We start from the raw sequence: 15,170 nt of genomic DNA on the forward strand, positions 1-15,170 counted from the left end.
TCACATAGTGAGACGAATGGAAAATTCATTTCAGCGATCGGTTTGTCGCAAACTGGACAAGTGACCTGATCTTGGTTCCGAGGTGCTACTTGTATCAGCAAGGGCTGTATGGCTATTCGCCTTCGAATTGCACATCGAATCGGCAGTAGGGACCAAGATCCCGGCCGGGGACGTAGGTCCCCAACGGCGCAGGCACCTTCTGTCGGCGAAAGTCATTGTGTCGGTTACCGAAGGAAATGATCCTCTATTCAGGCGGTATCGGTAATGCGATGCGCTGTGGCAACCGCCTACTGACGAGTAAGGTCCTTCTGTTTGCTGCACTTTCGACGAAGTAACGCGAAAGTTGCTTCTGAATCGATTTTTCGCCCCGTTGTTCCGGTCGAGTTGCGTCCGAAGGGCGAGTCGCAAAGAGGTTGTGCTGCGGTCAGATTGGAATGTGTGGGGGCGTGCGGGGCTACGGGCCTGAACTGGGGCGACTTTGCGTTTGATCCTGCGCGCGGACAGTGCTGAAATGTAATCCACTCGGAGCGTGAGAGCGTTCCGATTCTCGAGGAATTGCACTTTTCGGATCGAAGCGAGCGATTTGCTGTTCCAGCGTATTGCTCGTTCTGGCGAATCACGCTCAACACCTGTCAACGACGTACGAATTCAATGACGCACGGATTCCACGAATGAGGAAGGGACTGATCACGTGACGGCGCTCGACGTGTCCACGCTGGGCAAGAACAAGCACACGCTTCCCCGTGCAGTGCCCGACCTCCGCCGCGGATCGACTTCACGGCGGGAATGGGAAACGGCATACCGCAGGAGACTGTTCCTGGGTGACTCGGTGATCATCGTGGGGACCGTTTTCCTGGCTCAGTGGCTACGGTTCGGCGGAGACGGCCGTGCGGTGAGTACCGGCATCCTCGGGCAACTGAGTTACACAGGTGTGTCAATTGCGTTGTCGGCAATATGGTTATCGTCTCTGGGCATCTTCCGCACTCGATCGATCCGTGTGATCGGCAGTGGCCCCGAAGAGTACCGGCGAATTTTCGTAGCGACAGTGCGCCTCTTCGGACTCATTGCGATTGTCAGTCTTCTGCTGCAGTTGGACATCGCGCGACTCTATCTGGCCTTTGCCTTCCCGGTTGGTCTGACGGCGCTGATGGCAAGCCGCTGGATCTGGCGAAAGGTCATCGCGCGGAAACGGTCTCGAGGCGACTTCCAGACGTCCGTGTTGGTTGTAGGAAGCCCGGTTGCAGTCAAGAAACTGGCCCAAACCTTCGAACGAGCTCCCGGCGACGGTTATCGGGTGGTGGGCGTGTGCCAACCGAGTCAACTAGGTCGTCGGGACAGAGTCATAGTCGTCGACGGCAACGAAATACCGGTTCTCGGGGACGAGCACGACGTGACCGACGCGCTCGACTTGGTCGGTGCCGATGCAGTGGCGGTCACTGCGACGGAACACCTCGGATACGACGGTATGCGGAAGCTGGCCTGGGATCTGGAGTGCAAGGACGTTGATCTTGTTGTGGCGCCTGGAATCCTGGACGTTTCCGGTCCCCGGCTTTCGATGCGGCCGGTGGCCGGTCTTCCGCTGATTCACGTCGAACGTCCCCGTTACCACGGTGCGCAACGGTTCGCCAAGACAGCATTCGACGTCGTCTTCGCGTCTGTCATTCTCATCCTGATCAGCCCGGTGTTGATCGCGACGGCGTTGGCAGTGAAGTTCACCAGTCGGGGTCCTGTGCTCTATCGGTCAGAGCGAATGGGATTGGACGGGGTTCCTTTCCCGATGCTGAAGTTCCGAACGATGGTTCAAAACGCCGACACACAGGTCGACAGTCTCCTGTCGGACAACGAGGGCGCCGGCGTTCTGTTCAAGATGCGTGACGATCCTCGGGTTACCAAGGTAGGGCGCGTCATTCGAAAGTTTTCGATAGACGAGTTGCCCCAGTTCGTCAACGTGCTCCGTCGCGAGATGAGTGTGGTTGGTCCCCGGCCGCCGTTGAGGCGTGAGGTAGAGGCGTACGACGGGGCCGTGAAAAGGCGACTGCTTGTCAAACCAGGGATCACCGGTTTGTGGCAGGTGAGTGGGCGTTCGGATCTTTCGTGGGAAGAAACCGTGCGACTGGACCTGTCCTATGTCGACAACTGGTCGATGGTTGGGGACGTCATGATCGTCGTGAAAACGCTCAAAGCCGTAATGGCAAGTGACGGCGCTTACTGATCGGTTCTGTCATTCTTTCGTATTCAAATCGCGAATCCGATTCGCTATTCCCGGTGAATGCAGCCTGGGATCCGGAGTAGAGGGAATTGCGCAATGCACACTGGCCAATCGGTCACACTCGATGAGAAATTTAGGGGAACCGTTTCGATGTCATCGTCGAAATATTCGATGTACTTAGCGGTAATTCCAACATATCGTAATCCGTGCATCGAAGTGTTGCGCGAGATGGAAAATGACGATCTCTGCATTCTTGCCTCGGACTACGGACTGGATCCTACGGTTCGAACTGGTATCGACAAGGATTTCTATGAGCGAGTTCGACGGATAGGAATCTTCGGTGACAAGGTTCTTCTTCAGGTTGGCTCCTGGAGAAACCCGCTTACCGCTTCCGTGACCATCCTTGATTTGAACCCTCGGAGTCTCACGGCGTGGGGTATTTTAGCCCTTCGACGAATTATGCGACGCCGTACTTTGGTTTGGGGCCACCTTCATCCCAGAGAAGGGTCCTCATCGAAGACGGCTTTTCTTCGAAGGACGATGCGCCGGTTGTCTCAGGGAACTATTCTTTACGGGTACGCCAGCGTGGTCCCAGCCAGGCGGGAGATACCGCACCAGCCAGTGTGGGTAGCACCGAATTCTTTGTACAAGCGCGCGTATATCAACGCCGAGAACGCCACTGAATCGCGTAAATCAATAGTCTATGTCGGTCGATTGGTTGCCGAGAAGAACGTGGATCAATTGGTTCCGGCTTTCCATCGATCGGGCCTCAAAGACAAGGGCGCCGTCTTGGAAATCGTAGGTTTCGGAAATGCGTCGGAAACGATAGAGAGGCAAATTTCAGATCTCGGTCTAGAGGAATCCGTTGTTCTGCACGGACGTATCGAAAGCCCCGTCGAGCTTGCTGAAATCTATGCACGATCAATCATGTCGGTCTCTCCGGGATATGTCGGATTGAGTGTCACTCAGAGCCTGGGATTCGGAGTTCCGATGCTGTATCCCGAGGATGCCCCGCACGCCCCTGAGATCGAGCTTGCCGTAGTCGGTCCGATGCAGAGCTATTCGCCGACAACCGAGGAATCGCTGGCCGTGGCACTACGCGATTACTTTCTGTATCTGGACTCCAATCCCGTATCGGCTGGGGAAATATCAACGAAGGTTGGAGAACTCTATTCCGCTGAGTCGATGGCATCGGGTATCTCTGCCGCGTTGAGAGGGCAGGTCGTTGAATTCGACAAAGACGGATGGCCCAAGGAGATGGTCGCACGATGAGTAACCGATCCCGCCTCCCCTCAGGGGTTAGGCGAGCCCTTCGGGGAATCATGAATGGGCTGGCAATATCGAACGGCAATGTTTCAGTAGGACGCGACTTCAACGCCGGCCGTGGGGCAATCATCAGTGCGCCTCACGGATTGAATATCGGCGATAATGTCAGCGTCGGGCCTCGGACTGTTATCCAGGTAGACGGTTCGATCGGATCCCACGTCATGATCGGAATGAATGTCTACATCGTAGGGCGTGAAGACCACGCGATCGACGAAGTGGGTATTCCGATGCTCGCGTCGACGTGGGTGGGGGACCGAGAGCCTGGCGCTCGTGATTCTGTCGAAATTGGAACAGATGTATGGATAGGCGCTTGTTCGGTGATATTGAGCGGTGTAACGATAGGCGACGGAGCAGTGATCGGGGCAGGTTCGGTAGTGACGAGTGACGTCGAGAGTTTCTCTGTGAATGTCGGAGTTCCCGCACGGAAAGTCGGCGAAAGATTCGAGAGTGATACGCAGAGAAGTGCACACCTGCAAGCTGTGCACGGACTGTCGTCCTGAGTGAGCTGAAAAGGGAAATGAGCACGATGGATAATCGGGGAAACAAAATCCTGATTGTGGGAATCAACTATTCGCCTGAGCCAACCGGTATTGCTCCTTACACTGAGGGCTTGGTAAATGCGGTAGCGGATGCTGGTGCTGACGTCAGGATGGTGACGGGGTATCCACACTATCCATTCTGGAAAAAGATGGATGGTTTCTCAGGACTGTCTTCGGTCGAGAAGTCAGAGAATCTGTCAGTGCACAGACTTCGTCACTACATCCCTCGGAATCCCACTTTCCTGCGAAGAATCCTGATGGAGGCAAGCTTCGCTCTGAGGGCGTCCTGGGCGACTCTTTTCCACCGAGCGGACCTCGTTCTGTGTGTAAGCCCAACACTTTTGTCCTCAGCGGCATTTGTCATCAGGACCAGGCTCTTTCGGTCGCGCACACCCGTGGTGCTGTGGGTGCAGGACTTCTACGGACTAGGCGCTTCCGAGACCGGCCAGCTGAGCGGTGGATTGTCGTCTCTCGTCGATCGAGTCGAATCTTGGATCTTGCGAAAGTCCGATCACGTTGTCGTGATCCATCCGCGGTTCGCGAAACATGCCCGGGAGAACCTCGGCGTCGATTCGAGCAGCATCACGGTTATCAGGAACTGGACCCACCTCGACCTCTCCCAGTCTGCCTGCACCCGAGAGGATTCGCGAAGACGATTGGGCTGGGGGCCGGAACAGAAGATAGTGCTGCACGCCGGAAACATGGGTGCAAAGCAAGGGCTCGAAAACGTGGTGGACGCCGCGCGTTTGCTCGATGCACGGCAGTCCGACATCAAATTCGTGCTGATGGGTGACGGGAATCAGCGAGCCCATCTCGAAGAGTTGTCCAAGGGATGCTCGGGGATCGAATTCATGGATCCTGTTGGCAGCGAGACCTTCACCGACGTGCTGCGTGCAGCGGATGCGCTACTTCTCAACGAGTTGGCCGATCTTCGCAGCATGGCTGTGCCGAGCAAACTCACATCGTATTTCGCCTCAGGGGTGCCAGTCGTCGCGGCTACGTCTGCGGACAGTGCGTCGGGCGAAGAGATCGCCCTGTCAGGGGCGGGAGTACGCGTCGACGCCGGCAATCCGGAGGCGTTGGTTCGTGAAATAGAGATGTTGGTGGCGGACCCCGCCCGTTCTGAGCAACTCGCGCGAAACGGGAGGGAGTACGTGCACGAAGTTTTGTCTCCCGATTCTGCCACCATCGCGTTCGGCGAACTGCTCGACGGACTTGTCAACCGAGCGAGTTCGCCGACTCGATTGACGGAAGCCCGAGCGCGATGACCCACCCACAGCTCTCCCTCGGCGAGTTCACCGGGGCAGGATATGACAAGGGGCGTCCGGCGCCAGTGCAGATCGCCTGGCTCGCGGTAGCACCAGTGTTCCGGGCCTGGTTCGTGCCGGCACGCATGCGGGTCGCCATTCTCAGACTGTTCGGCGCTCAGATCGGCGAGGCAGTCCTGATACGGCACAACGTCAAGATCCATTGGCCATGGAAGCTGTCGATCGGCGATAACACCTGGGTGGGTGAGGGAGCGTGGATCCTCAATCTCGAACCGGTAAGCATCGGGTCGAACAGTTGCGTCTCGCAGGACGTTTTCCTGTGCGCGGGCAGTCACAGCAGAAAATCACGGACTTTCGAGTTCGACAACGGTCCGATCGTCGTCGGTGATGGCGTATGGATTGCGGCGAGATCCACCGTCCTCCGTGGTACGTCGATCGGTGACCACGCCGTTATCGGCGCGAATTGCCTTGTCATATCAGATGTTCCGGCGAGTGCAATTGTTCGTGCCCCGGTCTCGGAGATCGGACGAGGATGAGAAGCACACGGCCGAATTGCGCTGGAGTCTTACAGTCGTTCCGCCACCTGGTTGGTGCCACGTGAAGGTGATGACAAACCCCCTGGTGGTGCAGTTCACCGGAATCGCCGGCGGACGTCTTGTCGGTGCGTTGATTCAGGCACTGAGCATGGTTCTCCTTGCTCGCATCTCCGGTCCGTCCGGCTTTGGAATCTTTGCTGCTGCTTATGGCGTCGGACTGGTCCTTCAAACCGTTCTGAACTTCGGGTTCACTCCGTTTCTGGTTCGAATCCGTGCGTTGGGTGACCAGGAACCGCTCATCGCTTCGACTTTGGAGTTCTCGCGCCGCGCCAATCTGGCCGTTGGGGCCTTGCTTGCAATAATCGCGACTGTGGCCTCGGTCTTCGAACCGAGGCTTTGGTTCGTTGTGCCATTGGCAGTGTGGGTTGTCCTGGACAATTACGTCGAGACGTTGCTTTCGCTACCACTCGCTGACGGGAATACCTGGCAGAACGCCGTATCGTTGCTCCTTCGTCGAGCACTTGCCCTTGTCTTTGTCGCGGCCGCTTGGCTCTCGGGTGTCGATGCAGTGTTCTGGTATTCAGTGGGCCTCGCGTTCTCCTCGATGATCGCTGTCTTCGTGGCCATTCGGCTCGGACCGGTAATCACTCGGATCAGATCGAGGCGATCGTATAAGTCGATTCTTCGCAAGTCATCGCACTTCTGGTTGAATTCCGTTGCCACTCAAACGCGTAACTTCGACGTACTGCTGGTTGGACTCGTGACATCCCCGGCCGTCTCCGGAATCTACGGCGTGACGAGTCGTATCACTACTCCACTGCGGCTGATTCCCACTTCATTTGCGGCAGTTCTCATGCCGGCAGCGGCGCGCTCGACGACTGGGCGAATCACCCAGAGCATTCTGCGACCCGCGATGTATGTGTGTCTTGCCAGCGCGGTGATCTTCGGCGTGATCGCGGCAGTCATACCTGTAGTGGTTCCACCGGTTTTGGGCGCTGCATATGTAGACGCGGTACCGGTAATGCAGGTCGTCTGCTTCAGTTTGATCTTCGCAGCGATCTCGTCGCAGTTGAACGCCATTCTGCAAGGTACGGGCAGAGTTGAAGTTGTCTCCTACATAACTGTTTTGAGCACGTTGATTTGCCTGGTCGGAATCCTGGTGGCGGCTCCCCGCTACGGGGCGCTCGGAGCGGGATGGTCACTCTCGCTCAGCTACGTACTTCAAACCGCTTTCCTGACCTGTGTCGTTGTCGTTGCAATGAGGAGGGATCCCCATGCGTAGGTTCTTCATGAGTATTGCGGCAGCCCAGGGAAATCTGGGAGACATCGAGATACGCCGAACAGCAGTCGATTACATGCGCGACCTGGGATTGAGTCCCGTAGTCTTTTCGGGCCGTATGAGCGCGGAGTACGTCGATGCCTTCGATTGGGAACCAACCGACGAGGTCATGAATTCGGGCTTTCGATTCTGGCGAGCAGTTTTGGCCGATACGGTGCGCCGCAAGCGGGCAGTGATCGTCATGGCTCCTGGGCCTGCAGTCCTGGGAGCTTCGGTCGCGAGCGTCGTCAAACACTCGTTACTTGTGGCCGTCTTTGCGGTGCTTCGCATGTTCGGTACACGAATCCTCGTTTTGGGGCGATCGATCGAGGTGCGAAGTTCCTTCGCGGCGGTACCCGAGAAGATCCTCGTCGGCATAGCCGACGTCTATGCGGCACGTGACAAGCGGACGTGCGAGTATCTGCGAGGTAAGAGCCGGTTCTATCCCGATCTCGCTTTTCGGGGCAGTACTTCTGACGTGGCCAAGTCTGCGGGCCAAGGATCTGCGGCCCGAGAAATAGCGTTGCTTTCGCTTCGACATGACCGACCGGTGAACTACGCGACCCTTCGGTCGATCCACAATCAGGTCTCGGCAAATGGTTTGGATCTGATGGCCTGTTGCCAGGTTGTCGAGGACGACAACCACAACCGTGAAGTTGCTGCGACGCTCGGAATTCCCTACGTGGGATGGGACGATGACGTGACCCATCGGCAACAGGAGTTCGCTCTCCGTGCCCTGTACGAGCGCGCGGCCGTGACCATCAGCGACCGACTCCATGTTTTGATCCTGAGCGCGCGAGGTGGATCGATACCGGTGATGTCGGGCAGCAGTTCGGTACCGAAGCTGAGGGATTCGCTGGAACCGGTACTCGCGCCGCAGGCATCGTGGATGGACGACTCGGCGGGTGGCAGCTTGAATCTCGGGCACGACGAATCTGCCCGAATCTTCCACGGAATGGATTCCGCTGCCGCGGAACTGGAGGATTTGAGATCGCGGATCAAGGGGGCAGTAATGCCGTGAGGGTTTCTCAGTTCTGGTTGTGGGGTCGGTACTCCCACACAACACAATTCGGCCGATGACTATCCGCAGACAAGTATCTGCTTCGAGGACGGGGTTTCAAGTGAAACGCGCACTGATTACCGGAATTACAGGCCAAGACGGTTCATACCTGGCCGAGCTGTTGTTGAGCAAGGGATACGAGGTCCACGGACTTATTCGTAGGTCGTCCACGTTCAATACAGCTCGGATCGATCATATGTATGTAGATCCCCACACCCCCGATGCAAAGCTGTTCCTTCATTACGGAGATCTCAGCGACGGGGCGCGTTTGGTCACCCTTCTCGCACAGATACGTCCGGACGAGGTCTACAACCTCGCGGCGCAGTCCCACGTGCGGGTGAGCTTCGACGAGCCTGAACATACCGGCGACACGACGGGAATCGGGTCGATCAGGTTGCTCGAAGCGGTTCGAATGGCAGGACTCGAATGCAGGTTCTACCAGGCGTCCAGTTCCGAGATGTTCGGTGCGACACCACCTCCGCAAGACGAGCAGACCCCCTTCTATCCGCGGTCGCCTTACGGCGCTGCGAAGGTCTATTCGTATTGGATCACGAAGAACTATCGTGAGGCATACGGGATCTTCGCGGTGAATGGGATTCTGTTCAACCACGAATCCCCCCGCCGTGGTGAGACGTTCGTGACCCGCAAGATCACGCGAGCAGTCGCTCGAATCAAAGCGGGCCTTGAAAGTAACTTGTACATGGGCAATCTCGATGCAATTCGTGACTGGGGTTATGCGCCGGAGTACGTAGAGGGAATGTGGAGGATGCTTCAGGCTGACGAACCGGACGATTATGTTCTCGCGACTGGCGGTAACTATTCGGTCAAGGACTTCCTGACGGTGGCCTTCGAGCATGCAGGACTGAACTGGGAAGATCACGTGCGCTTCGATGAGCGCTATCTCCGTCCGACGGAAGTCGATGCGTTGATCGGGGACGCTGGAAAGGCCGAGCAGAAGCTCGGTTGGAAGGCGACAGTGCATACCCCCGAACTGGCTCGAATCATGGTCGACGCGGACATCGAGGCGTTGACATGTGAGGGCAAGCCTTGGATCGATCGTCCGAACCTGGTGGATTGGGAGCACGCTCGATGACAGGGGAGAACGTGCAGCGGCTCGATCGGAGCGAGCGTGTGTTCGTCGCGGGCCATCGTGGGCTCGTAGGTTCAGCGATTTGGCGTCGGTTGGAAGCCGATGGTTTCAACTGCCTTGTCGGACGCACGTCCGCCGAGCTCGATCTTCGCGACCGCGGTGCAGTGTTCGAATTCTTCGCCGAGGAGAGGCCGAAGAACGTGGTTCTCGCGGCAGCCAGAGTAGGCGGGATCTTGGCGAACAGCACACTGCCGGTGGACTTCATCTCCGACAACCTTCGCATCCAGGTGAACGTGATGGATGCGGCGGCCGAGTTCGATGTCGAGCGCCTGCTATTCCTCGGGTCATCCTGCATCTACCCAAAGTTCGCTCCTCAACCGATTCGCGAAGAGTATCTGCTGACCGGTCACTTGGAGCCGACCAACGATGCGTATGCGATCGCAAAGATCGCCGGAATCCTGCAGGTGCAGGCTGTTCGCAAGCAGTTCGGGCGTCCGTGGATTTCCGCGATGCCGACCAATCTCTACGGCCCTGGTGACAACTTCTCTACCAAGGGCTCTCATGTGCTGCCGGCGCTCATCAGGCGCTTCGACGACGCGCGCCGTGAGGGAGCGGCGTCAGTTGTGAACTGGGGTAGCGGGACCCCACGGCGTGAGTTTCTCCATGTCGACGACATGGCGGATGCCTGTCTTCATCTGCTCGACCACTATGACGGAGTTGAGCACGTCAACGTGGGTACAGGTGAGGACCAGAGCATCGCGGAGATCTCCGCGATCGTGGCGGACGAGGTCGGGTTCGGCGGCGAGATCGAATGGGACCGCACGAAACCTGACGGAACGCCGCGGAAGCTGCTCGACATCGGGAAGCTTCGAGATTTGGGTTGGCAGCCCAGGATCGACTTGCGTGAGGGGATCGCATCGACCGTGGAGTGGTATCGACAGAACGTCGATTCGATCAGGACATGAAGTACTACAGCATTATTCGACGTAAACCCGACTTCGACAGGCAGACATCGTTATGACTTCTCGTATTGCGGTATTCGGCACCGGCTACCTCGGGGCGACACACGCAGCATGCATGGCCGAGTTGGGTCACGAGGTTCTCGGGGTCGATGTCGATCCGAACAAGCTCGCTATGCTCGAAGCTGGGGAGGTTCCTTTCTACGAGCCCGGGCTCGAGGAAGTGTTGCGCCGCAACATAGCCGCGGGACGTCTTCGGTTCACGGCTTCCTACGAGGAGGCCGCAGAGTTCGCGGACATCCATTTCCTCGGCGTCGGTACGCCTCAGAAGAAGGGGGAGTTCGCGGCCGACATGCGTTTTGTCGATTCGGTGATCGAGACCCTCGCGCCTCTGTTGACCAGGCCGGCTGTAATTTTCGGGAAATCGACTGTGCCAGTGGGTACCGCCGAGCGATTAGGTGCACGGGCGCGTGAGCTTGCGCCTGCAGGACAAGACGTCGAGGTGGCGTGGAACCCGGAATTCCTCCGGGAAGGCTACGCGGTGAAGGACACGCTTCACCCGGACCGGCTTGTACTAGGGGTAGACCGCAATCGACCCGGACGCGCAGAATCGGTTGCGCGCGAAGTGTACGAGCAGCTCTTGAACGAAGGTATTCCCTTCGTTGTCACCGACCTTGCCACTTCGGAGTTGGTCAAAGCATCAGCCAATGCCTTTCTGGCGACGAAGATCTCGTTCATCAATGCGATCTCGGAGGTCTGTGAGGCCTCGGGTGCGGATGTCACCGTTCTTGCCGATGCTATCGGCCACGACGAGAGAATAGGCAGACGATTCCTCAATGCGGGAATCGGTTTCGGTGGGGGCTGCTTACCGAAGGACATCCGTGCTTTCATGGCACGCGCGGGTGAACTGGGAGCAGATCAAGCACTCACCTTCTTGCGTGAAGTCGACAATATCAACATGCGCCGTCGTACACGGATGGTCGAGCTGGCTCGTGAAGCGTGTGGCTCGCTGCTCGGAGCCCGTGTGGCGGTTCTCGGTGCCGCGTTCAAACCTGATTCCGACGACGTCCGTGACTCGCCGGCATTGAACGTCGCGGGTCAGATTCAATTGCAAGGCGCTGCCGTCAATGTCTACGACCCGAAGGCAATGGGAAACTCGAAGGCTTTGTTCCCCACTCTCACCTATACGTCGAGCGCACTCGAAGCGTGCGCGGGCGCTGATGTCGTCCTGGTCCTGACCGAGTGGACCGAATTTCGAAAATTGCTGCCGTCGGACCTCGAAGCAATCGTGCGCAAGAAGGTGATCATTGACGGGCGAAATTGCCTGGAACCAAGCACCTGGCGCGACGCCGGGTGGACCTATCGAGGGCTCGGAAGGCCGTAAATCTTTGAAACCAGCCGTAAATCGTCGCAACCGTCAGTGGTCTGCGCCTGGAACGAATCCGCCTTCGGGTGGATTCGCCGAAGCTCGGGACCAAGGTCCGTCGATGGATTCGCTGTGGCGGCGCGGCACGGCGGTTGCGTCCGGCCAATGGTGTCGCAGTGTGGAATAGTGCCTTGTTCTACTGGTGTGCAGTAGCTTTCGGCCTAGTGGTCCGTGGATGCACTTGCGTGGACTTTGGTCCTCGCCGTCCGGTGGCCGTGGGCGATCCTCGCTCGGACGGCGAGAACGAATGTAGCTGCACAGCTGCGCCGAATTGCTGTTGCGGTGGTGAAAAGGTTAATGACACAGTAGAGTTCAGCCCAGCTGTTCGTAGTGTTTGCTCCCAACTCGGACTGAATGCATGCGCTGGGGTCGCCGCAATGCGGTCTCGGCAAGCAAGGCTGGTACAGGAGACGTGGGAGAGGGCCCTGATGTCCACTACCTCGAGCCCGTCGCTACGCCTTCACGTATCGGCTGCATCGTGACGTGCCATATAGGAACGCGAACCTGCTCGTTCCGGACACAAAATCACACTATGTGTGTGCGATAGAAGATTGGCTGCCTCGTTCAGCCTGGATTGAGTGCAGCGGCTCGACAAGCGGCTGTCGATTACTACTCGAAGACGTGATTCGTGTTCGAGCCGAAGGAGATTCGACGATGGATGTACGGGACTACCTGAAGATTCTGCAGGCACGGTGGAAGATAGTCGCTGTCGTCACTGTAGTCGTGATCTTGGGTGCATTGGGCGCCTCGTTGATTGCCACGCCGATCTACCAGGCTTCCACGCGCCTGTTCGTGTCGACCTCTACCGGAACAACCGTGAACGAGGCTTACCAGGGCAACCAGCTCTCGCAGCAGTTGGTCACTTCCTATGCCAAGCTCCTCACCGGCGAGACACTCGCGCAGAGGACGATCGATTCAGTCGGGCCGGATCGGCTCGGCGGGCTTTCCGCTGCGGAGATTTCATCGAAGGTGACCGCCACATCGGCACCGGAGACAGTTCTTCTCGATTTGAGCGTGCAAGATGCGTCGCCTGAACTGGCTCGCGAGATCGCAAATGCGCTGTCGGACGAATTTGTCGTCATGGTCAAAGATTTAGGTACACCCGCCAACGGTGGCACGGCGCCGGCGCGCGTCGTTGTGGAGCAGCGAGCACAAACTCCTGCGGAACCGGTCTCGCCGAAGACGTCGCGGAACGTGGCACTGGGTGCCGCGATCGGGCTTCTGCTGGGGATCGGGTTAGCGGTGGTGCGTGACCGCTTGGACAACACTGTAAAGGAACGAAAGACCGTCGAGGACATCGTTGGTGCGGCGATGGTGGGAACAATTCCGTTCGACAAGGAACGTGAAGTTCATCAAGCGATCAACTTCCACGAAGGCAACTCCGCCAGTGCCGAGGCATACCGTGAACTACGAACCAATCTGCAGTTCCTGGCAGTGGATCGCCCCCCGAGTGTCATCGTCGTGACGAGTTCGCTTCCGTCGGAGGGTAAGACCACGACCGCCGTCAACATCGCACTCGTGCTGGCCGAGGCGGGCAAGAAGGTATGTCTCGTTGAAGGTGACCTTCGTAAGCCGCGTGTGTCGAAGTACCTCGGGCTGATCGGAAGCGTCGGGCTCAGTTCGGTCCTGGCCGGGCAAGCAGATCTGGACGACGTGCTTCAGGTTACGAGCAATGCAGACCTGACGGTTCTTGCCTCGGGTCCGATTCCTCCGAACCCGAGCGAATTGCTGGGGACTGACACTGCGCATGCAGTTTTTGCCGATCTCCGCAGAAGGTTCGACTACGTCATCATCGACGCCTCGCCGTTGCTTCCGGTTACGGATGCTGCAGTTCTGTCTGCTCTGGCTGACGGCGCACTCGTCATTGCTCGTCACGGTTCGACGAAGAGGGAACAGTTGAGCAGGGCGGTGGGCAACCTCCACAGCGTGGGTGCGACGATTCTCGGCACTGTCATAACGATGACCCCGCTGAACGGTCGTGGGGTTTACGAGTACAAGTACTACTACGACTCCGATCCTGTGGCGAGTGTTGACCAGGTGAAAGAGCCGCAGTCGGCGATCTCGGTGCGCTGAAGCTACGCAGCATTTTCTGGCGAGTCCGCCCGTGACGCGATCACTGCACTGATCGCCGAGCGGGCGGACTCGTCTGCGTCTGGCCACCATGTGAGTGCGACCGCGTTGGAGCAGATCGCAGGGGCCGGCAGCACTGCGAAAATTCGCAGATTCACACACTTCTGCTTTCGAAAGGCGTGCTGACGGCGGTGTTAGCAGTCACCGGATCGAGCGATACGGTGACGGGATGAACCAGGAGCAGGCCGATAGATATGATCGCGAATCGGGCATCATCGCTGCTGCGATCGTGCCCAGCTTGCCTGTCGAGGCTCGTACCTATATCGAGAGTGTCCTCGAGATTGGTGACCCTGCCTTTGCTGTCGATCTCGCTTTGCAAGGTGCTCTCGAGTTCGACCTTGTCATCCCTGTTGACATCCGAAGCAACATCGACGCGTTCGTCGTCCTGCTGACCGAGATCGGCGCTGGCGACGTAGATCGCATTCGCCACTGGACTGAACAGGTCAAATTCTCGGTCGGTTTGTGAGGTTGACTCTACCGACGAACCTATACAGAGGACCTGATCTCCTCGGTTGGCGCTAAGCCACGAATATTTGCGGCACCTGACAAAGCGCACCAAAAGCAGTGATACCGAGACCTACTCCCGCAATCCTCAACTCAACGACGGCACGTTTGCTCTCCTCGAAGGCAGCCTTCGCAAACGTGTCCTCGAACGCCTTCTCGATCCGCCTGTCCTCCGACTCGAATCTGGAAGCCTGTTGATTCAGCTCCTAGTTGAGCATGAACATCTCACGACGGATCGCATTCAGATTCGATTCGAGAGCCGCCACGCGCGGCCCCAAACGTTGGCTCGAATCTACATCTACCTCAACGAGCGCCGACGAACCGATCACAACGGATGTAGCAGTGCGGACATGGACGGTCGCGCTGCGACTACGCCGGAACGGAAACAACCTGCGAATCGACTCAGACCAGAACGGCGCGCCCGCTACAGAATGGCGCCAAGCCTTGATCAGACCGATCGCGGCGATTGCCAGGCCTGCAATCTCGAGGACCTTGCCAAAACGGAAAACTACTGGCGCAACGCCAGTGGTTGCTCAGTTATCTGCACCGGTGTTACACCGGTGCAGCCTCCGCGCTTTGTAGCTTCGGGCTGTCGGTCTATCTGTTCATGCGAATAGTGTTGTACTGCAAATATTTGCGGCATCCACACCTCCAGCGGGGGGAGGGGCTACCCAATTGGTCGAGAATTTCGTCTTCGCATATCGCGGCGGGGACCCAGCGGCGAAGTGTCGGACGATTGTTCAGAATTGCCGTGCGGCCGGACGGGCGATAGTTCGATTTGCAGAGCGTTTACCGTCCGCGTGCG

General features: G+C 57.9%; 12 protein-coding genes. All 12 read left to right on the plus strand.

Translation table 11 applies throughout. The annotated features are described in order from the left end of the window. The first annotated feature begins 691 nt into the window (after positions 1-691). The 12 genes from ACFWEM_RS19055 (at position 692) to ACFWEM_RS19110 (ending at position 14,327) form a co-directional block, all read left to right on the plus strand. Positions 692-2,212, plus strand: a complete 1,521-nt coding sequence (locus ACFWEM_RS19055; RefSeq protein ID WP_378535938.1) for a sugar transferase — start codon at positions 692-694, stop codon at positions 2,210-2,212. A 225-nt stretch (positions 2,213-2,437) separates the two neighbouring features. Next, positions 2,438-3,481, plus strand: coding sequence for a glycosyltransferase (locus tag ACFWEM_RS19060; protein ID WP_378535940.1), 1,044 nt, complete (start codon positions 2,438-2,440; stop codon positions 3,479-3,481). 281 nt (positions 3,482-3,762) lie between these two features. Beyond that, the gene (locus ACFWEM_RS19065) at positions 3,763-4,035 is read left to right on the plus strand and encodes a DapH/DapD/GlmU-related protein (RefSeq protein WP_230816482.1); all 273 of its coding nucleotides are present in this window, start codon (positions 3,763-3,765) and stop codon (positions 4,033-4,035) included. Between the two features lie 26 nt (positions 4,036-4,061). Next, positions 4,062-5,342 carry a WcaI family glycosyltransferase gene (locus ACFWEM_RS19070; RefSeq protein WP_378535942.1) on the plus strand — a complete coding sequence of 427 codons (1,281 nt, stop codon included), beginning with the start codon at positions 4,062-4,064 and terminating at the stop codon, positions 5,340-5,342. Further along, complete coding sequence (locus ACFWEM_RS19075; RefSeq protein WP_378535944.1) at positions 5,339-5,878, plus strand: DapH/DapD/GlmU-related protein; 540 nt, start codon at positions 5,339-5,341, stop codon at positions 5,876-5,878. The genes ACFWEM_RS19070 and ACFWEM_RS19075 overlap by 4 nt, the downstream gene beginning before the upstream one ends. Before the next feature lie 70 nt (positions 5,879-5,948). Further along, a complete protein-coding gene (locus ACFWEM_RS19080) occupies positions 5,949-7,160 on the plus strand; it encodes a lipopolysaccharide biosynthesis protein (RefSeq protein WP_378535946.1) in 1,212 nt (403 codons plus the stop codon). Then, positions 7,153-8,217, plus strand: a complete 1,065-nt coding sequence (locus tag ACFWEM_RS19085; RefSeq protein WP_378535948.1) for a polysaccharide pyruvyl transferase family protein — start codon at positions 7,153-7,155, stop codon at positions 8,215-8,217. Before ACFWEM_RS19080 ends, ACFWEM_RS19085 begins: the two co-directional genes overlap by 8 nt. 100 nt (positions 8,218-8,317) lie before the next feature. After that, positions 8,318-9,349: a GDP-mannose 4,6-dehydratase gene (gene gmd / locus ACFWEM_RS19090; protein ID WP_230816379.1), complete on the plus strand. Its 1,032-nt coding sequence runs from the start codon at positions 8,318-8,320 to the stop codon at positions 9,347-9,349. Beyond that, positions 9,346-10,311, plus strand: coding sequence for a GDP-L-fucose synthase family protein (locus tag ACFWEM_RS19095; protein ID WP_378535950.1), 966 nt, complete (start codon positions 9,346-9,348; stop codon positions 10,309-10,311). The genes gmd and ACFWEM_RS19095 overlap by 4 nt, the downstream gene beginning before the upstream one ends. A 52-nt stretch (positions 10,312-10,363) precedes the next feature. After that, entirely contained in the window at positions 10,364-11,689 is a 1,326-nt protein-coding gene (locus ACFWEM_RS19100; RefSeq protein WP_378535952.1) for a UDP-glucose dehydrogenase family protein, read from the plus strand. A 696-nt stretch (positions 11,690-12,385) separates the two neighbouring features. Continuing rightward, the gene (locus ACFWEM_RS19105) at positions 12,386-13,804 is read left to right on the plus strand and encodes a polysaccharide biosynthesis tyrosine autokinase (RefSeq protein WP_378535955.1); all 1,419 of its coding nucleotides are present in this window, start codon (positions 12,386-12,388) and stop codon (positions 13,802-13,804) included. A gap of 226 nt (positions 13,805-14,030) precedes the next feature. After that, positions 14,031-14,327: a hypothetical protein gene (locus ACFWEM_RS19110; protein ID WP_378535957.1), complete on the plus strand. Its 297-nt coding sequence runs from the start codon at positions 14,031-14,033 to the stop codon at positions 14,325-14,327. Positions 14,328-15,170: the final 843 nt, after the last annotated feature.

It is taken from the genome of Rhodococcus sp. NPDC060176, from assembly GCF_042728675.1.
In the GTDB taxonomy this organism is placed as follows: domain Bacteria; phylum Actinomycetota; class Actinomycetes; order Mycobacteriales; family Mycobacteriaceae; genus Rhodococcus_F.